The 20,977-nt window shown below is 73.4% G+C and carries 22 protein-coding genes and 7 tRNA genes; 16 read left to right on the plus strand and 13 right to left on the minus strand.

The window, feature by feature from the left end; all coding sequences use genetic code 11:
• Positions 1-20: 20 nt before the first annotated feature.
• Positions 21-866: a TrmH family RNA methyltransferase gene (locus IF09_RS0111170; protein WP_030294482.1), complete on the plus strand. Its 846-nt coding sequence runs from the start codon at positions 21-23 to the stop codon at positions 864-866.
• A gap of 28 nt (positions 867-894) precedes the next feature.
• Here the strand turns inward: IF09_RS0111170 and IF09_RS0111175 are convergent, their stop codons facing one another.
• Positions 895-2,142 carry a serine/threonine-protein kinase gene (locus IF09_RS0111175; protein ID WP_418953035.1) on the minus strand — a complete coding sequence of 416 codons (1,248 nt, stop codon included), beginning with the start codon at positions 2,140-2,142 and terminating at the stop codon, positions 895-897.
• Positions 2,143-2,699: 557 nt separating this feature from the next.
• Between IF09_RS0111175 and IF09_RS0111180 the strand changes: the two genes are divergently transcribed.
• The 3 genes from IF09_RS0111180 (at position 2,700) to IF09_RS0111195 (ending at position 4,540) form a co-directional block, all read left to right on the plus strand.
• Positions 2,700-2,885, plus strand: coding sequence for a hypothetical protein (locus IF09_RS0111180; RefSeq protein ID WP_030294485.1), 186 nt, complete (start codon positions 2,700-2,702; stop codon positions 2,883-2,885).
• Positions 2,886-3,086: 201 nt separating this feature from the next.
• Positions 3,087-4,169 (plus strand): phosphotransferase family protein, encoded by a 1,083-nt coding sequence (locus tag IF09_RS40075; protein ID WP_037634565.1) that lies wholly within the window; start codon positions 3,087-3,089, stop codon positions 4,167-4,169.
• A 65-nt stretch (positions 4,170-4,234) separates the two neighbouring features.
• Positions 4,235-4,540, plus strand: coding sequence for a zf-TFIIB domain-containing protein (locus tag IF09_RS0111195; RefSeq protein ID WP_030157333.1), 306 nt, complete (start codon positions 4,235-4,237; stop codon positions 4,538-4,540).
• Between the two features lie 55 nt (positions 4,541-4,595).
• On the opposite strand, the gene IF09_RS0111200 is transcribed toward IF09_RS0111195, so the two are convergent.
• The 5 genes from IF09_RS0111200 to IF09_RS0111220 all read right to left on the minus strand — a co-directional run bounded on the left by IF09_RS0111200 (position 4,596) and on the right by IF09_RS0111220 (position 5,067).
• Positions 4,596-4,670: transfer RNA gene (locus IF09_RS0111200), tRNA-Val, on the minus strand.
• A gap of 49 nt (positions 4,671-4,719) precedes the next feature.
• A tRNA-Val gene (locus IF09_RS0111205) sits at positions 4,720-4,791 on the minus strand.
• Positions 4,792-4,809: 18 nt separating this feature from the next.
• Positions 4,810-4,881, minus strand: a tRNA-Val gene (locus tag IF09_RS0111210).
• Position 4,882: 1 nt separating this feature from the next.
• Positions 4,883-4,956, minus strand: a tRNA-Cys gene (locus IF09_RS0111215).
• Positions 4,957-4,994: 38 nt separating this feature from the next.
• A tRNA-Gly gene (locus IF09_RS0111220) sits at positions 4,995-5,067 on the minus strand.
• Between the two features lie 169 nt (positions 5,068-5,236).
• Between IF09_RS0111220 and IF09_RS0111225 the strand changes: the two genes are divergently transcribed.
• From IF09_RS0111225 to IF09_RS0111235, 3 genes are all read left to right on the plus strand, one after another.
• On the plus strand, positions 5,237-6,292 hold the full coding sequence (locus tag IF09_RS0111225) for a chorismate-binding protein (protein WP_030294487.1): 1,056 nt from the start codon (positions 5,237-5,239) through the stop codon (positions 6,290-6,292).
• A 16-nt stretch (positions 6,293-6,308) separates the two neighbouring features.
• Positions 6,309-7,133: an aminotransferase class IV gene (locus IF09_RS0111230; RefSeq protein WP_030294488.1), complete on the plus strand. Its 825-nt coding sequence runs from the start codon at positions 6,309-6,311 to the stop codon at positions 7,131-7,133.
• A gap of 94 nt (positions 7,134-7,227) precedes the next feature.
• Positions 7,228-8,052: a GNAT family N-acetyltransferase gene (locus tag IF09_RS0111235; RefSeq protein ID WP_030294490.1), complete on the plus strand. Its 825-nt coding sequence runs from the start codon at positions 7,228-7,230 to the stop codon at positions 8,050-8,052.
• 10 nt (positions 8,053-8,062) lie between these two features.
• Here the strand turns inward: IF09_RS0111235 and IF09_RS0111240 are convergent, their stop codons facing one another.
• Positions 8,063-8,566: a DsbA family protein gene (locus IF09_RS0111240; protein ID WP_030294492.1), complete on the minus strand. Its 504-nt coding sequence runs from the start codon at positions 8,564-8,566 to the stop codon at positions 8,063-8,065.
• Between the two features lie 145 nt (positions 8,567-8,711).
• Here IF09_RS0111240 and IF09_RS0111245 point away from each other — a divergent pair, with 145 nt between their 5' ends.
• A complete protein-coding gene (locus IF09_RS0111245; RefSeq protein WP_078613186.1) occupies positions 8,712-9,197 on the plus strand; it encodes a hypothetical protein in 486 nt (161 codons plus the stop codon).
• 109 nt (positions 9,198-9,306) lie between these two features.
• Entirely contained in the window at positions 9,307-9,492 is a 186-nt protein-coding gene (locus IF09_RS0111250; RefSeq protein ID WP_030294495.1) for a hypothetical protein, read from the plus strand.
• Here IF09_RS0111250 and IF09_RS0111255 read toward each other — a convergent pair.
• Both IF09_RS0111255 and IF09_RS0111260 read right to left on the minus strand, forming a co-directional pair.
• Positions 9,457-10,053: a CGNR zinc finger domain-containing protein gene (locus IF09_RS0111255; protein ID WP_030294497.1), complete on the minus strand. Its 597-nt coding sequence runs from the start codon at positions 10,051-10,053 to the stop codon at positions 9,457-9,459. The genes IF09_RS0111250 and IF09_RS0111255 overlap by 36 nt on opposite strands.
• A gap of 265 nt (positions 10,054-10,318) precedes the next feature.
• Positions 10,319-10,732: an SsgA family sporulation/cell division regulator gene (locus IF09_RS0111260; RefSeq protein ID WP_030011909.1), complete on the minus strand. Its 414-nt coding sequence runs from the start codon at positions 10,730-10,732 to the stop codon at positions 10,319-10,321.
• A gap of 177 nt (positions 10,733-10,909) precedes the next feature.
• On the opposite strand from IF09_RS0111260, the gene IF09_RS0111265 reads away from it, so the two are divergent.
• Both IF09_RS0111265 and IF09_RS0111270 read left to right on the plus strand, forming a co-directional pair.
• Positions 10,910-11,359 carry a TIGR02611 family protein gene (locus IF09_RS0111265; protein WP_030294499.1) on the plus strand — a complete coding sequence of 150 codons (450 nt, stop codon included), beginning with the start codon at positions 10,910-10,912 and terminating at the stop codon, positions 11,357-11,359.
• 46 nt (positions 11,360-11,405) lie between these two features.
• Positions 11,406-11,477: transfer RNA gene (locus IF09_RS0111270), tRNA-Val, on the plus strand.
• 73 nt (positions 11,478-11,550) lie between these two features.
• Here the strand turns inward: IF09_RS0111270 and IF09_RS0111275 are convergent.
• Positions 11,551-13,902 (minus strand): SCO7613 C-terminal domain-containing membrane protein, encoded by a 2,352-nt coding sequence (locus tag IF09_RS0111275; protein WP_030294501.1) that lies wholly within the window; start codon positions 13,900-13,902, stop codon positions 11,551-11,553.
• Positions 13,903-14,035: 133 nt separating this feature from the next.
• Between IF09_RS0111275 and IF09_RS0111280 the strand changes: the two genes are divergently transcribed.
• Both IF09_RS0111280 and IF09_RS0111285 read left to right on the plus strand, forming a co-directional pair.
• Entirely contained in the window at positions 14,036-14,548 is a 513-nt protein-coding gene (locus tag IF09_RS0111280; RefSeq protein WP_051832337.1) for an SRPBCC family protein, read from the plus strand.
• A 39-nt stretch (positions 14,549-14,587) separates the two neighbouring features.
• Positions 14,588-14,659, plus strand: a tRNA-Val gene (locus IF09_RS0111285).
• Positions 14,660-14,734: 75 nt separating this feature from the next.
• Here IF09_RS0111285 and IF09_RS0111290 read toward each other — a convergent pair.
• Positions 14,735-15,460 carry a 3'-5' exonuclease gene (locus IF09_RS0111290; protein WP_030294504.1) on the minus strand — a complete coding sequence of 242 codons (726 nt, stop codon included), beginning with the start codon at positions 15,458-15,460 and terminating at the stop codon, positions 14,735-14,737.
• Between the two features lie 221 nt (positions 15,461-15,681).
• Between IF09_RS0111290 and IF09_RS0111295 the strand changes: the two genes are divergently transcribed.
• Positions 15,682-16,272, plus strand: coding sequence for a DUF4365 domain-containing protein (locus IF09_RS0111295; RefSeq protein WP_030294505.1), 591 nt, complete (start codon positions 15,682-15,684; stop codon positions 16,270-16,272).
• The gene (locus tag IF09_RS0111300) at positions 16,272-17,516 is read left to right on the plus strand and encodes a hypothetical protein (protein ID WP_234320954.1); all 1,245 of its coding nucleotides are present in this window, start codon (positions 16,272-16,274) and stop codon (positions 17,514-17,516) included. Before IF09_RS0111295 ends, IF09_RS0111300 begins: the two co-directional genes overlap by 1 nt.
• Before the next feature lie 62 nt (positions 17,517-17,578).
• Here the strand turns inward: IF09_RS0111300 and IF09_RS0111305 are convergent, their stop codons facing one another.
• The gene (locus IF09_RS0111305) at positions 17,579-18,094 is read right to left on the minus strand and encodes a GNAT family N-acetyltransferase (protein WP_234320955.1); all 516 of its coding nucleotides are present in this window, start codon (positions 18,092-18,094) and stop codon (positions 17,579-17,581) included.
• A gap of 148 nt (positions 18,095-18,242) precedes the next feature.
• Here IF09_RS0111305 and thrS point away from each other — a divergent pair, with 148 nt between their 5' ends.
• Positions 18,243-20,219 carry a threonine--tRNA ligase gene (gene thrS, locus IF09_RS0111310; protein ID WP_030294510.1) on the plus strand — a complete coding sequence of 659 codons (1,977 nt, stop codon included), beginning with the start codon at positions 18,243-18,245 and terminating at the stop codon, positions 20,217-20,219.
• 13 nt (positions 20,220-20,232) lie between these two features.
• Here the strand turns inward: thrS and IF09_RS0111315 are convergent, their stop codons facing one another.
• A complete protein-coding gene (locus tag IF09_RS0111315) occupies positions 20,233-20,925 on the minus strand; it encodes a potassium channel family protein (RefSeq protein ID WP_030294511.1) in 693 nt (230 codons plus the stop codon).
• Positions 20,926-20,977: the final 52 nt, after the last annotated feature.

Consider the following 20,977-nt stretch of genomic DNA (forward strand, 5'->3'; position numbering starts at 1 on the left):
GGACAAGGCAGTATCACCCTGTGGCTGATCTCATCACCGTCGAAGACCCCGACGATCCCCGCCTGCGCGACTACACGGGCCTGACCGACGTCGAACTGCGGCGCCGGCGCGAGCCCGAAGAAGGCCTGTTCATCGCCGAGGGCGAGAAGGTCATCAGACGCGCCAAGGACGCCGGGTACGAGATGCGTTCGATGCTGCTCTCCGCGAAGTGGGTCGACGTCATGCGCGACGTCATCGACGAGCTCCCGGCGCCGGTCTATGCGGTCACCCCGGAGCTCGCCGAACGCGTCACCGGCTACCACGTGCACCGCGGCGCCCTCGCCTCGATGCAGCGCAAGCCGCTCCCGACCGCCGACGAGCTGCTCGCGGGGGAGGGGGCGGGCGGCCGGATCGCCGTCTTCGAGGGCTTCGTCGACCACGCCAACCTGGGCGCCGCGTTCCGCAGCGCCGCCGCCCTCGGCATCGGCGCGATACTGCTCTCCCCGGACTGCGCGGACCCGCTCTACCGGCGCGCCATCAAGGTCTCGATGGGATCGGTGTTCTCGGTGCCGTACGGGCGCCTCGACAAGTGGCCCGCGGACCTCGAGAAGGTCCGCGAGGCGGGCTACCGGATCCTGGCCATGACGCCGAGCCCGAAGGCCACGCCGCTGGACCAGGTCCCGCCGGAGCGCTTCGAGCGCTCCGCGATCATGCTCGGCTCCGAGGGGCACGGCCTGTCCACGTACGCGCTGCGGGCCGCCGACGAGTGGGTCCGCATCCCGATGGCCGAGGGGATCGACTCGCTGAACGTGGCCGCGGCCTCGGCGGTCGCCTTCTACGCGACCCGCCCGCCCCAGTCCCCGGGGTCGTTCCCGCCGGAGCTCTAGGACCTCAGAACTCCAGAACCCCAGAACCTCAGAACTTCTGGGCGGCGGCGATGCCCAGCGCGACGATCAGCGTCACCACGACGAACACGATCAGCCGCTGCCGCATCAGTCTGGGGTCCGGCCGCGACGACCGCCGGCCCGTGCCCGTCGTACGCGGGGCCGGGCGGCCGCCCGTACGCCCCGCCGTCGGCCGGGAGGACGGACCGCCCGGGTTCCGCGAGGACGAGGGCCGCGAGGACGAAAGCCGTGCGCCGGAGGGACGGGAGTGCGGCCCGCTGTCCGGGCCCTGGCCCCGGCCCTGTCCCTGGTTCGGCGCCTGGGGCACGGGCGTGCCGCCCGTACGGCGCTCCGTGTGCTGGTCGGCGTACGCATCGGCCCGCTCCGCCGGCCGTCCGGTGGGCCGCTCGGTCCGTGCGCGCTGCACCGGCGGGCGCCCGTCGGACAGCCCCTGCGCCTCGCGGGCCGCGATCTCCTTCAGCCGCATCGACAGCTGCAGCGTGCTGGGCCGCTCCTCGGGATCCTTGGCCAGGCAGGCCTGTACGAGGGGCGCGAGCGCGTCCGGGACCCCGACCAGATGCGGCTCCTCGTGCACCACGCGGTACAGCATGACCTCGGAACTGCCGTGGCCGAAGGGCGAGTCGGCGGTCGCCGCGTAGGCGAGGGTGGCGCCCAGCGCGAAGACGTCGGTGGCCGGGGTGACGGCCGCCCCGCGCACCTGTTCGGGCGCGAGGAAGCCGGGGGAGCCGACGGCCGTGCCCACGTGGGTGAGGGTGCTCGCACCGGTGGCCCAGGCGATCCCGAAGTCGATGATCCGGGGACCCTTGGGCGACAGAAGAATGTTCGAGGGCTTGAGGTCGCGGTGGACGACCCCCGCCTCGTGCACGGCGACCAGTCCCTCGGAGAGCGCGGCACCGATCGCGGCGATCTGCGCGGCCGTGAGCGGCCCCTCCTCCGCCACCTTGTCGTGCAGGGACGGGCCGGGCACGTACTGCGTGGCGAACCACGGCCGCTCCGCCTCCAGATCCGCGGCCACCAGGCGCGCGGTGCACCCGCCGCGGATCCGCCGGGCGGCGGACACCTCGCGCGCGAAGCGCGAACGGAACTCCTGGTCCTCGGCCAGATCAGGCCGGATCACCTTGAGGGCGACACGCTGGCCGCGCCGGTCGGACCCCAGGTAGACCACGCCCATACCGCCGGCACCGAGTCGTCGGTGCAGTCTGAATGAGCCGACGACACGCGGGTCCTCGCGCCGGAGCCGCATCATCGCCATGTCCACCCCGCTGACCGGTCGTCCTGTTGACGTGCCACAGCTTACGGACCATCCGCCACGAGCGCTCAGAGGCCGCGCCCTCGCCGGAGGATTCGATGGTCAGTGCGGCACAGCCCACTTGAGGGTTCCTCACCCGCACGGGCCCCTGTCCGTACGGCACTTGCCGGTACGGCCAAACGGCCCTGGCGCCAAGGGGATTGAGGCGCCCGCAGGGGTGGTGCGCCGGGCGCACGGCTGACGGGGGGTCGGTGCGACGGGCCGGCGGACGAGCGGATCCCGTCCGTACCCCGCAGGCGGACACGCATGCGCGGGGAGTGACGGAAGTGAGCGAACTCACTACCCTCCGGTCATCCCCTCCGGGAAGACCCCCAGTAGGGGGGAGCGGTCTCCACCCAGGGGAGTACACGAGGGGTGGCCCCGTCATCCTCCTGGAGGCCTGCGAAGGGGTACGCGGGCAGGAGGCCAGGGGCCGTGCGCCCGCCTAGTGTTGAAGACAAGCGGCGGGTGGCGCACTCGTCCCCCGAGGTCACGGACCCGCCGCTGCAACCGACAGGGAGAGGACCATGGCGGACATCGCCCGGCAGGGACGCAAGGCATTCGCGTTCAACGGCCATGAGTCCGGCACGCGCCACCCACTGGTGGCCGCGGCCATGGTGCTCCCCCTGGCCGCCCTCCTGCTCTTCCTCTTCGGGGGATTCGACCAGGTGGCGGTACAGGCGTCGTCCGTGGGCGTGATGCTGGGGCGCTGAGCGGCGCCCCTGGTCCGGGAGAGCGGCCCGGACCGGGACATCGGCCTGTCGCACCCCGTGGGGACGGGGGCGCGGCGGACGGCAGGAGAAGGGTGCTGCCCGTCCGACTGGGGAGTCGGACGGGCAGCACCCTTTTTCATGCCGTCCCGCAGTTCCGTAACCTGCTCCCGAGACGCCAGCGACGGGAGCCGTGGAGCCGCGATGAACCAGGAGCCACTGCCCGCCGCCCTCGCGGCGTACGCCGGCGCGGGGCGGCAGGACGCCCCGTACGAACTCCTCGCCGAGCGGGAGGACGGGACCGTCGTGCGCTGCGGCGAGATCGTGGCCAAGGCGCACGCCGGGGACAGCGACCGCGAAGGGCTCGCCGTACGGATGCGGATCGCCGCGGACAAGGCGCTGGCCGGGGTGCTGCTCGCCCCGCTGCGCCCCGAGGTCGGCTACCTCGGGGGCCGGCCCGTGTCCCTGTGGCCGTACGGGGCCCCGGTCGACCCGGAGCGCCCCGAGGACGCCCCGTGGGAGGCGGCCGCCCGGCTGCTGGCGGCCCTGCACCAGGTGCCCGTGCACCGGCTGCCGGGTCCGGTGCCGCCGATGCGCGGCCCGGCCAAACTGGCCCGGGCCCTGCGCCGCCTGGCGCGGGCGACGGCTCCCGGCCGGGGTGCCGGTGCCGCCGGCGCCGGTCCCGCAGCGGCGGCCGGGCCCGTGGGCGCCCCCGCCGCCACCGGTTCGGCCGGTTCGGCCGGATCCGCCGGATCCCGTCCCGGTCCCGCCCTCGTGCCCAGCCCGGCCGAGGGCCGCCCCGCCGGCGACCTCGTACGGGCCGCCGCGCGGACCCTGCCCGCCTGGGTGCGGGGGGAGGCGCCGGCGCCCCGGGGCGGGGCGCTGTGCCACGGGGACCTGCACCTCGGGCAGTTGGTCCGCGGCCCCGGACCCGACGGGGGCTGGCGGCTCATCGACGTCGACGACCTCGGGATCGGGACTCCGGCCTGGGACCTGGCCCGGCCCGCGGCCTGGTACGCCGCCGGGCTGCTCGACACCGGCACCTGGGTCCGCTTCCTCGACTCCTACCGCGCGGCAGGCGGCCCCGCGGCCGGGCCGGCCGGCTCCGACCCCTGGCCGGAACTGGACCTCGCCGCCCGGGCGCTGACCGTACAGACCGCGGCCCTGGCCCTGGCCAAATCGGCAGAAAACCACCGCCGACTCGACGACGTGGAACGGCTGATGGTGGACTCCTGCGCCCGAATCGCCACCCTCCCGCCCGACTTGGAGCCGCAGGCTCCGTCGTAGGGTGAGCTTCACGCCACCGGGCATGCATCCGGTGTCGAAGCAGACGGCGAGGAGCTGATCCGGTCATGCAGTGTCCGAAGTGTCACGCGATGATGCACACCTACAACCGCAACGGTGTCCAGATCGAGCAGTGCAGCAACTGCCGCGGCATCTTCCTCGACTACGGCGAGCTGGAGGCGCTGACCCGCCTGGAGTCCCAGTACACCGGCGGCCAGTACGGCCAGGTCCCGCCGCCCGCCGCGCCGCCGGCCCCCTACCCGGCCGCGCACGCCCCCGCCCCCGCCTGGGGTGCCCCGCACCACGGCGGGCACGGCCACGGTCACCACGGCCACCACAAGGGCGGCTTCGGCCGGATGCTCTTCTCCTCCTGAGCCGCCTCCACAACGCAGAAGCCCCGGCCGTCGAGACGGCCGGGGCTTCCGGAGGTGGTGCGCGATACTGGGATTGAACCAGTGACCTCTTCCGTGTCAGGGAAGCGCTCTCCCGCTGAGCTAATCGCGCGGGACCACGGTTGGAACCGCAGGTGGAGCAAGGTGGTGCAGATACTGCGTGCGCGATACTGGGATTGAACCAGTGACCTCTTCCGTGTCAGGGAAGCGCTCTCCCGCTGAGCTAATCGCGCGGGGTCCTTGCGGACCAGTGGACGATACTGGGATTGAACCAGTGACCTCTTCCGTGTCAGGGAAGCGCTCTCCCGCTGAGCTAATCGTCCTTGGAGGTGGAGACGGGATTTGAACCCGTGTAGACGGCTTTGCAGGCCGTTGCCTCGCCTCTCGGCCACTCCACCTGGAGCTGCAGGGGTTCTCGGGAAGATCCCCCACTTCGAGCGGACGACGAGACTCGAACTCGCGACATCCACCTTGGCAAGGTGGTGCTCTACCAACTGAGCTACGTCCGCAGGTCACCGTGTTCGCTCCGGGGTTTTCCCCCTTCGCTCCCTGGCGACGTGTTGAACTCTAGCGGATTCCCGGGCCAGCTCAAAAACGCGTTTCCGCAGCGTGCTGCCGCTCGATCACCGCCGGTCACCTCACCGGCGCCGCGGCGTCACCGGTCATAGACTCGCAGCCGTGCACGACCTGCTCCCCCTGGCCCGCTTCGGCGGCCTCCTCGCGACCGACCTCCGAGACGTCACCAGCGACCCCTCCGCCCTCGACTCCACCGGCTTCTGGGCGGTGTCCGCAGACTTCGAGGGGCGTCTGGTCTGCGCCCGCTTCGGCGACATACGCCCCGACCCGGTCCCGGCGCCCGTCGCGGGGGCCTGGCGCGGCCCCGCCGCCGACCGGTGGTCCTCCTCCCTGGACCGCGCGGCCTACACGGCCGGCGTACGCCGCATCCGCGAGTACATCGCCGCGGGGGAGGTCTACCAGGCCAACCTCTGCCGTGTGATGTCCGCGCCGCTGCCCGACCCGGACCGCGCCGACGTCGACGCTCTCACGGCGCTGCTCGCGCGCGGCAACCCGGCCCCGTATGCAGGAACGATTCGCCTCCCGGCCCACGGCGTCGAGATCGCCACCGCGTCCCCCGAGCTGTACCTGCGCCGGGCCGGCCGCCACGTCGAGTCCGGTCCCATCAAGGGCACCGGCCGCACCGCCGCGGACCTTCTGCCCAAGGACCACGCCGAGAACGTGATGATCGTGGACCTCGTACGCAACGACCTCGGCCGGGTCTGCGCCACCGGCTCCGTCGCCGTCCCCGAACTGTGCGCCGTCGAGGAGCACCCGGGCCTGGTCCACCTCGTCTCCACCGTCAGCGGCGAACTCGCCGACGGCGCCGGCTGGCCCGAGCTGCTCGCCGCCACCTTCCCGCCCGGCTCCGTCACCGGCGCCCCCAAGTCCTCCGCGCTGCGGATCATCGAGGCCCTCGAGACCGCTCCCCGCGGCCCCTACTGCGGGGGCATCGGATGGGTCGACGCCGACCGAGGCACGGCCGAGCTCGCCGTCGGCATCCGCACCTTCTGGATCGACCGCCAGGGCCCGGGCGGCCCGCGCCTGCTCTTCGGCACCGGCGCCGGCATCACCTGGGGCTCCGACCCCGAACGCGAATGGGCCGAGACCGAACTGAAGGCCGCCCGGCTCCTGCGGGTAGCGTCAGGGGCCCATGAGGTGACTGGTACCCCTGGGTGAGCGGAGGGATCGTACGGTGAGGATCTGGCTCGACGGCGCGCTGCGGGACGCCGACAGCGCACAGGTGTCCGTGTTCGACCACGGGCTGACCGTGGGCGACGGGGTGTTCGAGACGCTGAAGGCGGAGCGCGGCACGGCCTTCGCGCTCACCCGGCATCTGGACCGGCTGACCCGCTCGGCCCGGGGTCTCGGACTGCCCGACCCCGACCTGGACGAGGTGCGCCGGGCCTGCGCGGCCGTCATGGAGGCCAACCCGATGCCGCTCGGCCGGCTGCGCATCACGTACACCGGTGGCGTCTCCCCGCTCGGCTCCGACCGCGGCGAGTCCGGCCCCACCCTGGTCGTGGCCGTCGGCGAGACCGCCCGCCGGCCCGACACCACCGCCGTGATCACCGTGCCCTGGGTCCGCAACGAGCGCTCCGCCGTGACCGGCCTGAAGACCACCTCGTACGCGGAGAACGTCGTCGCGCTGGCCGCCGCCCACCGGGCCGGGGCCTCCGAGGCCCTGTTCGCGAACACCGTCGGGCGGCTCTGCGAGGGCACCGGCTCCAACGTGTTCGTCGTACTCGACGGGGAGCTGCACACGCCGCCCGTCGCCTCCGGCTGCCTGGCCGGCATCACCCGCGCCCTGGTCGTGGAGTGGGCCGGGGCCAAGGAGACGGACCTGCCCTTCGAGGCGCTCGAGCAGGCCGAGGAGATCTTCCTGACCTCCACGCTGCGCGATGTGCAGGCCGTCCACCGGGTCGACGACCGTACGACGGCCGAGGCCGTGCCGGGACCCGTCACGGCCGAGGCGATGCGGATCTTCGACGCGCGCTCGGGCGAGGACCTGGACCCGTGAGCCCCGTGCCGCCCGCGACGCGTGGGGGGCGGGCGGCCGGACTGCCCCGTTAAAGGCTGTCGCACGGGCCGCAGGGCGGGGTAGAACTCGACTGATGACCACCACCCTGCGGCCGAGCGGGCCGCTTCAGCAGAGCACCGGGGGCGCGCGGTCGCGCCCGTACGAGATCCGGGTCAACAGCAGGCGCGTCGGTGCGCTGCTGGTCGCCTGCGACACCCCGTTCGGGCCGACGGTCGGGGAGATCCGCGACCTCGCCGTCGACGAGCCCGACCGGCGGCGCGGCCGCGCCACGGTCGGGGCGCTCGCCGCCGAGGAGGTGCTGCGCGGCTGGGGCTGCCGCCGCGTCCGGGTCTCCGTACCCGCCGACTCGGCGGGAGGCCTGCGGATGGCGCAGGCGCTCGGGTACGCCGAGTACAGCCGCATCATGGCCAAGGAGCTGCCCGCGGAGCCGCCCGGACTCCGGCAGGGGGTCCTCGGCCGCCCCATGACGCAGGCCGAGTACGAGGTCTGGCTCGTCGACGCGATCGACGGCTACACCGCGGACTGGACCAGCCGGGGCATGCCGGAGGAAGCCGCGCGGGCGAAGTCCGAGGCCGACCACGCACGCCAGCTGCCGCACGGACTGGCCACGGAGGGCACCACCCTCCGCGTCCTCGAGGCGGCGGGCGCCCCGGTCGGCCACCTGTGGGTGGCGCCGGCCGGGCAGGGCGCGTACGTCTTCGACGTCGCGGTCGCCGAGGAGCACCGGGGCCGTGGGTACGGACGCGACCTGATGCTCCTCGCCGAACGCGAGGCCCTCGCCACGGGTCACCGCACCCTCGGACTCCAGGTCTTCGCCGGCAACACCCCGGCCCTGCGGCTCTACGAGTCCCTCGGCTACCGGACGACCGACGTCAACTACGCCAAGGACCTGCTCTGAGGGGTGCCTGCTAGCCGTTGCCGGCGGCCAGCAGGCGGTCCGCGATCTCCTCGATGCGGACGCGCAGGCCCTCCTGGCTTTTGCCGCCGTCGAGGCGCTCGCCGCCGATCACGTACGTCGGGGTGCCGGTGACGCCGATCGCCTTGCCCTCGGCCTGGTCGGCGTCGACGATCAGGATGTGCCGGCCGTCGATCAGGGCGGTGTCGAACTCCTCGGTGTCGAGGCCGAGTTCCCGCGCGACGTCCAGCAGTACGGCCTCGCCGCGCTCGCCGAGCTCTGCGGTGCGGGCCAGTACGGCCTCCACGTACGGCCAGGCACGGCCCTGCTCCGCGGCCTCCTCGGCAGCCTGCGCCGCGGCGAAGGAGTGCTTGTGCTTCTCCAGCGGGAAGTGGCGCAGCCGGATGTCCAGCCGGTCGCCGTAGCGGGCCCGCAGGGCGTGTACGTCGCCCAGGGCGCGGTGGCAGTCCGGGCACTGGAGTTCGCACCAGACGTCGAGGATCACGGAATCGGTCATGCGGACAGTCTCCCAGCCGACGGACGCCGCCAACGAAACGGACCTCCCGCCGCCGCCCTGAGGAGGAGGCGCGACCCCGATATCTCCCGGAGATCGGTCCGGGATCCGCTCAGGACATGGCCGCTGCGGCGGTGCCCGGTGCAGGATGGAAGGGACAGTTCGCCCACCCCTGGAGGACCGCATGCTTGCCGAGACCATATGTTCCGCGGTGTCCGCGGCCGGCCTGGGCCTCGCCGCGGTGACCGCGTACCGCAAGCGCTTCCTCGCCGCCACGCGCATCGCGGCGTACGCGCTGGTGCCGGTCGCCCTGGTGATGACGGGTTTCGTGGAGTGGGTGTCCGGGATGGTCTTCGATCCGACCGTCTGGGCGGGCTTCGGACTGCTCGGGCTGTCCTGGGTGCTGTTCATGACCACGCGGGCCGTCGAGCGCCGCAGGCTCGGTGCCGGGGAGAAGCCGGCCAAGGCGGCCAAGGGGCGCCCCGCGCAGGAGGCCGTGGCCCCGGCAGCGTCCGCCCCCTCGCTCGGACAGGGCGCCCGTCCGCAGCCGGAGCCCCGCCGGGGCGCGGCGCCCGCCACTCCTGCGGACGACTTCTCCGACATCGAAGCGATTCTGAAGAAGCACGGCATCTGAGGTCCGCGCACGAAAACGCCGCGAGCCTGACGAGAAGGGGTGAACTCCCGCGTCAACGCGGGCGTGTTGAGGGCACGATCAGGGCACCTTGGGCCATCATCGCCCCGACATGCTCGACACAACGCAGGGTGAGCCGACGGTACCCGCGCCGACGGCCGCGACGGGCCCCGCCCCCGTTGCCGAGGAGCCGCGAGGCTGCCTCTTCGCGCTCTCCCAGCCGCCCCTGATGATCTTCCTAGGGGTGGTCGGCACCCTGCTGCTACTGGCCGCCGTGCATGACCTCTTCCTGCTCTGACGATCCCGCGTCGGCCTCCTTGCGCCGGGCCCGGTACGCCGCCACGTGCAGCCGGTTCCCGCAGGTCCGGCTGTCGCAGTAGCGCCGCGAGCGGTTCCGGGAGAGGTCCACGAAGGCCCGCCGGCAGTCGGGGGCCTCGCAGCGGCGCAGCCGCTCCTGCTCTCCGGAGACCACGATGAAGGCCAGCGCCATGCCGCCGTCGGCGGCAAGGTGGTCGCCGAGCGAGGCGCCCGGCGCGAAGTAGTGGACGTGCCAGTCGTAGCCGTCGTGGTCGGTCAGCTGCGGGGTGGTGCCCGCGGTCGCCACCAGCTCGTTGATCAGTCCGGCCGCGGCCCGGGGGTTGGCCGCCCCGAACACTTGCGCGAATTTGCCGCGGACGGTGCGCACCCCCGCCAGGTCGCGGGCGCCGAGCTCGCCGACGTCGCTGATCTCGTACTCGCGTACGAACTCGCGCAGCGAGCCGACGTCCGCCAGCCCGTCGGGCTGGTCCGCCTCGGCCGCGGTGTTCACCAGCGCGACGACGACGTCGAGCGCGCGACGGGTGTCGTGGGGAATCTGCACGGTGGTCGCTCCCTGGGGGCCGGGCCTGCGGCGACGGACCAGTGCCGCCGCTGGTGGCCGACTCTAGTCGCCCCCGGGCGGCACCGGGAGGTGCCTCCGCCGCGACTGCGTCACGCACACCGGCGCCGTCCTCGCGGGTGGCTCCCGCAAGGACAGCGCCGGCACTGCCGTATGTGGTTTTTGTCCAGCCCGCACCGTCGCCCCGAGTCGGACGGTGCGGAGTGGCCCCCGGCGCATGCCGGGAGGTGCTCCCTGCAGGCCTGGTTCAGCTTTCGGCCAGGATGTGGGAGAGCTCTTTGTCGAGGTCGAAGTGCCGGTGTTCGGTCCCGGGTGGAACCGCGGCGTCCGTCCGCTTGAGGAACGACTCGAGTGCGCGGGCGGGTGCTTCGAGCAGTGCTTCTCCCTCCGGTGAGCTCAGGGCGATGCAGACGACGCCCTGACCGTGGCTGCGGGACGGCCAGACGCGGACGTCTCCGGTTCCGGTGGGCCGGTGGAGGCCCTCAGCGAGGAGGTCTCGGGCGAATACCCACTCGACCGTCTCCTCGGCGCCGGTGTGGAAGGTGGCGTGCACGGCGTAGGGATCGGCCGTGTCATACCGCAGGCCCGCCGGGACAGGCAGTGAGGACTCGCTCGACACAACGAGGCGCAGGTGCAGCTCGCAGCTGACCGTGGTGTTCATAAGCGCCAGGGCCTTTCGCTCAGTGTGCGCTCGGGGATTCGCACGTCGGCGAAATCGACATGCCACCTACGGTGCCGTTGTAAACCCCTCTGACCGTTTTGCGGACCTCTGGGTCCCTCGGACGGCGGATCCAAACCATCATTCACGTGTGCTTCCGGCTCCGGTAGATTCGGGTCCATGAATACGGGGAGTGACCGCGGGACCGAAGCGTCCTCAGGCGACGACGCCAGCACCCAGCAGACCACGGAAGAAGCGCCGCACGTATCGAAGGCTCCCGCCTTCATCAAGTCGCGCCGCACCCTGCACCTGAGCTGGCAGGTCGGCGTCTTCATCGTCGGCCTCGCCGTCATCGGCGCAGGCGTTGCCATGCTCGTCCTGCCGGGGCCCGGCTGGGTCGCGATCTTCGCGGGCCTGGCGATCTGGGCCACCGAGTTCGCCTGGGCCCACCTGGTGCTGCGCTGGACCAAGCGCAAGGTCACCGAAGCCGCGCAGAAGGCGCTGGACCCCAAGGTCCGCCGCCGCAACATCATCCTGACCAGCGTCGGGCTCGTGATCGCGGGCGCGCTGGTCGGCTTCTACCTGTGGAAGTACGGGCTCACGCTGCCCTGGGACCTCAAGGACCAGTGATGGTCGGGAACCACCGCTGACATGGGGTAATGTTTGCGGTGCGTCCGGGCGATTAGCTCAGTGGGAGAGCACTTCGTTCACACCGAAGGGGTCACTGGTTCGAACCCAGTATCGCCCACCCGGACCAAGGGCCCGGAGACCTCACCGTCTCCGGGCCCTTGGCGTTTGCGCTCCCCAAGGTGTCCGCGCCGTCACCTCAGCCGGCCCAGCGCCGCCCGCAGCCGGCGCGCGTCCCGCAGCCGCTTCTCGTACGTCGCCCCCACCACCAGGAGCAGCAGCCCCGCCAGCGCCGGCGGCAGCCAGCGCGGCAGCGCGTCGACCACCTGGACCACGTACGGGGCCAGCTCGTGCAGGGCCACCGCCGCAAGGGCGCCGCCGCCGAGCAGCAGCGGGGCCTGGAGCCGCCGGTGCGCGCCGAGCAGCGTCACCGCGAGCGCCGCCAGGCCCAGCAGCAGCGGCCGCAGCCAGTACGGGTCCCCCCAGGCCGCGACCAGGCTCGGCAGCAGCGTCGCCCCCAGCCCCGGCCCGTACGCCGTCCAGGACGAAGCCCGCGCGTCCCGGCGGCGGCGCAGGAAGCCCACCGCGAGGGCGAGCACCGTCACCGGCAGCGTGTACGCCTCCGGCGCCGCCACGCCGGACGCCCAGAGCCGGATCCAGGCCGCCGCCACGAACAGGGTCCCGGCCGCCCAGCCGAGGCCGCGCCGGTCCGCCCGTACCGCCGCGCCCGCGCAGACCACCCCCGCCAGCGCGCACACCAGCGCAGACAGCGCCGGCTCCCGGACGGGCAGGAGCAGCGCCACCGCGCCGACCACGCCCGCCGCGATCTCCGCGGGCATCCGCACCCGGCCCAGGCGCGGGCCGAGCGCCGCCACCGCCGCCGGGACCGCCAGCAGGGGCAGCGCCCACCAGGCCACCGCGAGCCCCAACAGCGCCCCCAGCGCCGCCACCGTGCCCCCTGCGTACCCGACGGCCAGCACCGCCCCGCCTGCCCGTGTGGGCAGCGCGGCGGGCCCGTACGCCGCCCCCGCCGCGCACCCCGCACCGAGCAGCCCGAACACCGCGAACGTGGCCGTACGGCCGTCCAGCGCGGCCACCGCCAGGTTCATGGCCCCCACCGCGGCGCACACCGCAGCCGCGTACCCCGGGCCGCGTGCCACCCGCAGCGCGCACACCCCGGCCGCCGCCGTCACCACCAGCTGGGCCGCGAGCACCGCCGCCACCGGCAGCCCGTACGCCATCGGCGCCGTGAACAGCCCCGCCCAGACCAGGACCACCGCGATCACGCCCGGCTCCGGGCGGGGCAGGACCCGCGCCAGCCACCCGGCGGCCCCCGCCGCGACCAGCAGGGTCACCGCGGCCGCCGGACCCGGCCCGTACGCGTCCCGGGACGGGACCGTCGCTGCCCACACCTCGCCCAGCACCCCGATCCGGAACACCAGCGAGCCCACCGCGGGCAGCAGTGCCGACACCGCTGCCAGCGCCGCCACCCCCGCCCCGGCCCGGGCCAGGCCGCGCCGGACCGCCGCCGGGAGCGCGCTCGCCCGTACCGCCGCCAGCAGCGGCAGGGCGAGCAGCAGGACCACCACCACCGTCCCCTCTCGCGACAGCCCGGGACGGGCCAGGCCGCCGAGCGCCGCCACCGCCGCCAGAGCTCCGGCGACCGCCGCCGCCATCGCCGAAGGCTCCCGCCAGGCCACCCCGACGCCCAGCACCGCGCACGCCGCCAGCAGCAGGGCCGGACCTGCCGCCGCGGCCGCCGAGCCGGCCTGCGCCGACTCCGACAGCCCGGTCAGCAGTGCCCCCGCCGCGAGGACGGCCGCGCTCACCGCCGCCGGACCGAACACCGACACCCGCGCCCGCACGCCCGGGGCCGTCAGCACGAGCGCCGCGTCCAGCGCCGCCGTCACCAGCAGGGCCCAGCCGGCCCCCACCGGGCCCGCCGCCGAGGCCACCGCCGCCAGCGGCAGCGGGAGCTGCGCCGTCAGCACCGCCGCCGGCAGCGGGATCAGCAGCCCCGGCAGCACCCGGGCGTACCCCGCCCACAGCGCCGCCAGCACCGCCGCCGCCCCCGCCGTGTACGCGGCGCCGTCCACCCCCGGGACCGCGACCGCGTACACCGCGTACGCGTCCAGCACCGTCAGCAGCAGCCCCACCGCCGCCACCGACTCGGCCGTCGACCGCAGCCCCCGGCGCAGCAGCAGCGCCGGCGCGCCCAGCGCGGCCGCCGTCACCACGGCCAGCACCGCACTGCGCCCGGCGATCCCCATGGACCCCCAACTGACCAGCGTGAACGCCAGTGCAGCCACCGCCAGCAGCACCGCGCCCAAGGTCAGCAGCACGTTCTGCGCACTCGGCGCCGAGGCCTCCGCCGGCCGGGCGGGAACGCCCGGTGCCGTCCACCCGACCGGCGCCGGAAGCCGCAGCAGCCAGTCCCGGCGGGCCAGCAGATAGCCGCGCCGGGCCTCGAGTTGGGCCAGTTCACGGTCGATGAGCACGAGCTCCCGGTCGGGCGGGAGGGGGGAGCCGGGTGGTGGAGTCGCCATGTTCCGCAGTGTGGTGCCCGTCACGCCGTCAGGACATGGGCGTGGGTACTCAGATCCGCCCTGAGTACCCACGGAAGGAGTGCGTCTGCGAGAGGCGGGCCCGCACGAGGGCCCGCCGGTCCAGACTGGAGCCATGGACCGCAGCCGCGCAGGGAACACGGACCGCCGCCACCGTGACCGCTGGAACCGCTACCGCTTCCGCAGCGTGTGGGACCTCGACGCCCCGCCCGCCCGGGTCTACGCCGTACTCGAGCAGACCGGGGACTACCCGCGCTGGTGGCCCCAGGTCCGCGCCGTCGAGCAGATCGACGGGCACAGCGGCACCCTGCACATCCGCTCCGTCCTCCCGTACGAGATCCGCACGACCGCCACGGAACTCCTCCGCGACCCGGGCCGGGGCCTCCTGGAGGCCGCCCTGCACGGCGACATCGAGGGCTGGGCGCGGTGGACCGTACGGGCCCGGCGAGGCGCCGGCGGGCGCGGGACGCGGGCCCTGTACGAGCAGGAGGTCGAGGTGCGCAGCCCCCTGCTGCGGCGCCTCGCGCTCCCTGCGCGGCCCGCGTTCCGGCTCAACCACGCCCTGATGATGCGGGCCGGGCGGCGCGCCCTCGCCGCCCGCCTGGCCGCCTCACCGGAAGCGGTTTGAACCAGACCCGGTGCCTCTTGTATGGTTCAACTCGTTCCCGGGCGATTAGCTCAGCGGGAGAGCACTTCGTTCACACCGAAGGGGTCACTGGTTCGATCCCAGTATCGCCCACCGGGTCAGGCCGGTCCGTCACACGACGGACCGGCCTTCCGCACGTTCGGGGGCCGTTGGCCGCCGGCCGTCGCCCTACGCCGCAGCCGGCAGCTCCGGCCGCAGCGGCCAGTGCGGGTCCACCGACTCCGGTGTCCCCTGGCGCGCGAACCACGCCTGCAGCCCCCGCGCCTGCGCCGCATGCCACACCGCCTGCAGCGTGTGCAGCTCCGCCGGCGTCAGCCGCTCCAGCCGCGCCGCGAACCGGCGCCCCACTGCCCGTACGACCTCCAGCGAGGCCAACGCGTCCACCGCCGCGTCATGCGCCCCCTCCAGCTCTATCCCGTAGTGCGCGCACAGATCCGTCAGTGTCCGGCGGCCCTTGCGGTACCGGTCCAAGTGCTTGTCCAGCACCCGCGGATCCAGCACCGTCAGCGGCCGGTTGTCCAGGTAGCGCGCCAGCGTCGACGCCCGGTGCCGGCGCAACTCCCGGTCCAGCAGCGTCAGATCGAACGGCGCGTTCATCACCACCACCGGCCGGCCCGCCACCTGCTGCTCCCCGAGCGCACGGGCTATCTCCTCCACGACCGGCGCGGGCCACCGCCCGTTGCGCTGGAGGTGGTCATCGGTCAGACCGTGCACTTCCGTGGCGCCCGGGGGCACCGGAATCCCGGGATTGACCAGCCAGCGGGTGGAGCGGACCCGGCCGCCCGTACACTCCTGCACGACGAGAGCGGCGGACACGATCCGGTCCTGCTCCACGTCCACCCCGGTCGTCTCCGTGTCGAATGCGGCCAGCGGGCCCTCGTACCAGCGCGTCATGGCGAACTCCTCGTTCCCGATCGGCAGTTGGGGGCACCCGGGCGCCGCCGCCGCGGAACGTGCCGCCCCCGCCCGCATCGGTGATACCCGGCCCGTTTGCGCCGTACGCCGTTTGCGGGCCCTCTGGTACGGAGACAACTTCCCTGGGGGACCGCACACCTGACCGGTCATCACCCCGTCCACCCCACTCGGCAGAGCCCGGAAGGCATGGGGAGCCGGCCATGGCGCTCGCGCAGCCCGAACCGGGCGGGGTGCTGCAGGGGCGGACCGATCCGCGGAGCGAGGCGCGGACCGGACCGCTGCGCGGCACGCTCGCCACCACCGCCTGCATGGAGACCCTCCAGGTGGGATACCTGCACGCCGTCGCCGCCGCGGCCGGCTGCTCGCTCTCCCAGCCCTTTCCGGACAACGGCATCGACTGGCAGGTCAACCACGGCGCGCCCGAGCACGTCGTCGACGACGAGGTCACCATCAAGGTGCAGCTCAAGGCGACCTACCAGGTACCACCCAGACCGGCCGGTCCCACCTTCGCGTTCACCCTCGACAACGAGCACCTGGTGAAGCTGGCCCGCACGCCGGTCGCCGTCCACAAGATCCTCGTCGTGATGCTCGTCCCACGAGAACGCGACCAGTGGCTGGCCGCCGGCCACGACCGGCTCGACCTGCGGCACTGCTGCTACTGGACCAACCTCGCCGGGCACCCCGTGACCGGCCGGCGCCGGACCACCGTACGCATCCCCACCACGCGGATCTTCGACGACCGGGCGCTGTGCGAGATCATGACCCGGGTCGGGTCGGGAGGGACTCCTTGATGCACTGGCACTCACCGAACCTCGAACCGCTGACGTCCCCGTCCGAGTACGGGGACTTCTCCGACTCCGGGACACCCGATCCCGCCCACGTCGACCCCGCCGTGCTGGGGGCCCTGCTGCACCGGCACGGCTGGCAGCGCCGGGGCGGGGCCGCGGGGAGGTACGGGCGCTGGACGCCGCCTGCCGCTCACGGGTCGGCCGGCGGGGGGAACAGCCTCCTCGTCCCGGAGAGCCGTGCCTTCCCCGACTGCTCCGACCTGCTGGAGGAGGCCCTGACCGCGCTCGCGCGCAGCGCGCTGCCGTCCGCGCGGGAGGTGCTGTACGGACTGAGCGTGCCCAGCGACGAGATCCGCTGGGACCGGCGCGTCCCGGAGGGCCCCGAGGGGCCGTACGGACCCCGGGGCGCGGCGGCGTGGACCGTGCAGGAACAGCTCCGCTCGGCCGCTCGGCAGCTCCTGCTCGCCGGGGCCCTCGCGGACCGGGCCAGGGCCGGGTACTACGGCGCCCGCCACCGCCGCCAGGCCGAACGCGCCCTGGACGGAGTCCTGGTGGGCCCGGCCCCCGGCGGGCGCAGGCTCACCGCGTACGTCCCGGTGGACGGCGGGCGGGGCACGATGACCCGGCTGCACCACGCCCTGCACGCGGCGCGCGAGGCCGTGGACTACCGGCGGGCCACCGGCGGCATGGAGGCGTTCGACGCGGCGGTCGAGGCCGGGGTCAGCCGGGAGCTCGCCGATGCGCTCATCGCGCTGGTGCGGGGTTCGGAGGGCGCCCGCATCGCCCTGGCCTGGGCGCCGGCGGCCGGGGTCCCGGCGGGGTGCGCGGCCCGGCCGGAGCCGGTGGAGTTCTCGCCGGGGGACCTGCCGGTGCTCCGGGAGGCGGCGGCGCGCTACACCCGGGACGAACCGGCGGTTCCCGTGCGGGTGGCCGGGGCAGTGGTCCGGATGCGGCGCTCGGCGCCGGGCGGCGGAGGGACGATCCGGCTGCGGGTCCTCGCGGGCGCGGAGATCCCGTACGTACGGGCCGTCCTGGACGAGGAGGCGTACCGGGTGGCGGGGCATGCGCATCTGGTGGGCGTGCCGATCCGGGTGAGCGGGCGGTTGCAGCGCCGGGGCGGGTTCCGGCGGCTGACCGATGCCACGGACGTGACGCCGGTGCCGATGGACGAGGTCGAGCGCGACCGGCTGATGAAGTCGCTGGACGAGGCACTCGATCCGGGTGACGTCCTTCCGACGGACGACTGACGGGCGGGTCGCCGCTGCGCGGGGCTCAAAGGGCCCGGGGGCTCCGCCCCGGACCCCGCGCCTCAAACGCCGGCGGGGCCGGATTCGCCGGCCGGGCTGGACGTGCCGGCGGTGAACGCGGCCATCGTGAGGCCCGGGGTGGGGGAGAAGTCCGGGCCGCGGGTGAAGCCCAGGCGGGTGTACAGGGCCAGCGCGGGGGTGTTCGCCGCGCCCGTCGTGACCGTGACCGTACGGTCGGGCAGGAGCTCGGACAGGACGTGGCGGAGCAGGAGCGAGGCGGCGCCGCGGCGGAACCAGGCCGGGGACACGCAGAGGCGGTCGATGCAGGCGCTGCCGTCCGGCTCCTCCTGCCATGCCAGGAAGCCGGCGATCGAGCCGTCCTGCGCGACCGCGCCGAGCCAGTGCAGCGGCTGCTCCCGCATCTGCGCGAGGCTCTCGCGCAGCGCCGGGATGCCGTCGAAGCCGATCAGCTCCGCCTCCACGGCGTACGCGGCCCGGCCGATCCGGTGCACCGCCGTCGCCGTGGCGTCCTGCGCCAGGTCCAGCGCCCGGACGTCGAGCGGGCTCGGCACGGTCACGATTCCTCCGGGGCAGGACGGCGAGGGGGCGGCGGGTCCACCGTAACGAACCCGGCAACGCATAACCGTTTCGCGGCGGAGCCCGTCGGCTCGGTACGATTCAGGCGCGCAGCGTTCGCTCGCGCATCCCCTGAGTCAGGAGAGACCGGTGTCAGACGTCCGTGTGATCATCCAACGCGATTCCGAGCGGGACGAGCGCGTGGTGGCCACGGGCACTGCGGCGGCCGAGCTGTTCGCCGGCGAGCGCACCGTCGTCGCCGCGCGTGTGGCGGGCGAGCTCAAGGATCTTGCGTACGTCGTCCAGGACGGCGAGATCGTCGAACCCGTCGAGATCTCCTCCCAGGACGGCCTCGACATCCTGCGCCACTCCACCGCGCACGTCATGGCGCAGGCCGTGCAGGAGCTCTTCCCCGAGGCCAAGCTGGGCATCGGCCCGCCGGTCCAGAACGGCTTCTATTACGACTTCGACGTGGCCCGGCCCTTCACCCCGGAGGACCTGAAGGCCATCGAGAAGAAGATGCAGGAGATCCAGAAGCGCGGCCAGCGCTTCTCCCGCCGCGTCGTCACCGACGAGGCGGCCCGCGAGGAGCTCGCCCACGAGCCGTACAAGCTCGAGCTCATCGGCATCAAGGGTTCGGCTTCGACCGACGACGGTGCGAACGTCGAGGTGGGCGGCGGCGAGCTGACCATCTACGACAACCTGGACGCCAAGACCGGCGAGCTGTGCTGGAAGGACCTCTGCCGCGGTCCCCACCTGCCCACCACCCGCAACATCCCGGCGTTCAAGCTGATGCGCAACGCGGCCGCCTACTGGCGCGGCAGCGAGAAGAACCCGATGCTCCAGCGCATCTACGGCACCGCGTGGCCGTCGAAGGACGAGCTGAAGGCCCACCTCGACTTCCTCGCCGAGGCCGAGAAGCGCGACCACCGCAAGCTCGGCAACGAGCTGGACCTCTTCTCCATCCCGGACGAGATCGGCTCCGGCCTCGCCGTCTTCCACCCCCGCGGCGGCATCATCCGCCGGACCATGGAGGACTACTCGCGCCGCCGGCACGAGGAGGAGGGCTACGAGTTCGTCTACAGCCCGCACGCCACCAAGGGCGCCCTCTTCGAGAAGAGCGGCCACCTGGACTGGTACGCGGAGGGCATGTACCCCCCCATGCAGCTCGACGGTGGTACCGACTACTACCTCAAGCCCATGAACTGCCCGATGCACAACCTGATCTTCGACGCGCGCGGCCGCTCCTACCGCGAACTGCCGCTGCGCCTGTTCGAGTTCGGCACCGTGTACCGGTACGAGAAGTCGGGCGTGGTCCACGGCCTGACCCGGGCCCGCGGCTTCACCCAGGACGACGCGCACATCTACTGCACCCGTGAGCAGATGGCCGAGGAGCTCGACCGGACCCTCACCTTCGTGCTCAACCTGCTGCGCGACTACGGTCTGACCGACTTCTACCTGGAGCTGTCGACCAAGGACCCGGAGAAGTTCGTCGGCTCGGACGAGGTCTGGGAGGAGGCCACCGCGGTCCTCCAGCAGGTCGCCGAGAAGCAGGGCCTCCCGCTGACCCCCGACCCGGGCGGCGCGGCCTTCTACGGCCCGAAGATCTCCGTGCAGGCGCGCGACGCCATCGGCCGTACCTGGCAGATGTCGACCGTCCAGCTGGACTTCAACCTTCCGGAGCGGTTCAACCTCGAGTACACCGCGCCGGACGGCTCGCGCCAGCGGCCGGTCATGATCCACCGCGCGCTGTTCGGCTCCATCGAGCGGTTCTTCGCCGTGCTGCTGGAGCACTACGCGGGCGCCATGCCGCCGTGGCTGGCCCCGGTCCAGGCCGTCGGCATCCCGATCGGCGACGGGCACGTGGAGTACCTGCAGGAGTTCGCCGCCGAGGCGAAGAAGAAGGGCCTGCGGGTCGAGGTGGACGCCTCGTCCGACCGCATGCAGAAGAAGATCCGCAACCACCAGAAGCTCAAGGTCCCGTTCATGATCATCGTCGGTGACGAGGACATGGCCGCGGGCACCGTCTCCTTCCGCTACCGCGACGGTTCGCAGGAGAACGGCATCGCCAAGGACGAGGCCCTGGCCAAGCTGGCCAAGGTCGTGGAGGACCGCGTCCAGGTCTGACCTGCGCAGCGGCTCATCGAGGGGCCCCGGGAGAGCCTTCGTCTCCCGAGGGCCCCTCGTCTTCGCCCTCCCGGCGGAAGACCTGGATCAGCCAGGACGAGAAGGAACCCGTCACGGCGCCCAGCAGGCCCAGGCCGAAGGTCATCAGCCCGACCGCGATCAGCCGTCCCCTCGGGGTCACCGGGGCCACGTCGCCGTAGCCGACCGTCGTGAGCGTCTGGCACACGCACCACACCGCGTCCCAGAAGGTCCGGATCGGGGACGCCGGGTCGTGCCGCTCGACGTGGTACATGCCGAGCGAGCCGGAGAAGCCGAGCAGCAGCGACGAGAGACCGGCGTACGTGATCACGCGCGGGTAGAGGCTGCGGCGCGGGCGGTCGTGCTTGGCCTGGATGGCGTCGTGGACCTTGACCATGCGCAGCGGCCGCAGCGTCGGCAGCAGGACGACCAGGGCGTCCAGCCAGTGCAGGCGGATAAAACGCCGCGGCCGCTGGCGGCTGAGGACCAGCCGCACCAGGAAGTCCACGATGAAGCACAGCCAGGTCACCAGGACCAGGGCGCCCGCGATGTCCCGCCAGAGGCTGTGGGCATCGCCGGCCAGTACGCGGACCGCGTATCCGGCGAGGAAGACCAGCGAGGCATAGAACAGGGGCAGCTCGGTACGGCGCTCCCACACTGCGTCCCGGGTCTCGGCTTGTTCGCGCATGGGCCCAGCATCGCGGTCGTCGCGGCGGTCTTCGCCCCGGCGACACGCCCTC

This window comes from Streptomyces katrae (genome assembly GCF_000717655.1).
Classification (GTDB): domain Bacteria; phylum Actinomycetota; class Actinomycetes; order Streptomycetales; family Streptomycetaceae; genus Streptomyces; species Streptomyces katrae_B.

Coding starts and splice junctions, on each gene's coding strand:
- IF09_RS0111250 (WP_030294495.1), top strand. CDS start 9,307: ATGCTCGACACAACGCAGGGTGAGCCGACGGTACCCGCGCCGACGGCC.
- IF09_RS0111245 (WP_078613186.1), top strand. CDS start 8,712: ATGGAAGGGACAGTTCGCCCACCCCTGGAGGACCGCATGCTTGCCGAG.
- IF09_RS0111260 (WP_030011909.1), bottom strand. CDS start 10,732: ATGAACACCACGGTCAGCTGCGAGCTGCACCTGCGCCTCGTTGTGTCG.
- IF09_RS0111195 (WP_030157333.1), top strand. CDS start 4,235: ATGCAGTGTCCGAAGTGTCACGCGATGATGCACACCTACAACCGCAAC.
- IF09_RS0111180 (WP_030294485.1), top strand. CDS start 2,700: ATGGCGGACATCGCCCGGCAGGGACGCAAGGCATTCGCGTTCAACGGC.
- IF09_RS0111315 (WP_030294511.1), bottom strand. CDS start 20,925: ATGCGCGAACAAGCCGAGACCCGGGACGCAGTGTGGGAGCGCCGTACC.
- IF09_RS0111235 (WP_030294490.1), top strand. CDS start 7,228: ATGACCACCACCCTGCGGCCGAGCGGGCCGCTTCAGCAGAGCACCGGG.
- IF09_RS0111295 (WP_030294505.1), top strand. CDS start 15,682: ATGGCGCTCGCGCAGCCCGAACCGGGCGGGGTGCTGCAGGGGCGGACC.
- IF09_RS40075 (WP_037634565.1), top strand. CDS start 3,087: ATGAACCAGGAGCCACTGCCCGCCGCCCTCGCGGCGTACGCCGGCGCG.
- IF09_RS0111275 (WP_030294501.1), bottom strand. CDS start 13,902: ATGGCGACTCCACCACCCGGCTCCCCCCTCCCGCCCGACCGGGAGCTC.
- IF09_RS0111290 (WP_030294504.1), bottom strand. CDS start 15,460: ATGACGCGCTGGTACGAGGGCCCGCTGGCCGCATTCGACACGGAGACG.
- IF09_RS0111265 (WP_030294499.1), top strand. CDS start 10,910: ATGAATACGGGGAGTGACCGCGGGACCGAAGCGTCCTCAGGCGACGAC.
- IF09_RS0111280 (WP_051832337.1), top strand. CDS start 14,036: ATGGACCGCAGCCGCGCAGGGAACACGGACCGCCGCCACCGTGACCGC.
- IF09_RS0111240 (WP_030294492.1), bottom strand. CDS start 8,566: ATGACCGATTCCGTGATCCTCGACGTCTGGTGCGAACTCCAGTGCCCG.
- IF09_RS0111300 (WP_234320954.1), top strand. CDS start 16,272: ATGCACTGGCACTCACCGAACCTCGAACCGCTGACGTCCCCGTCCGAG.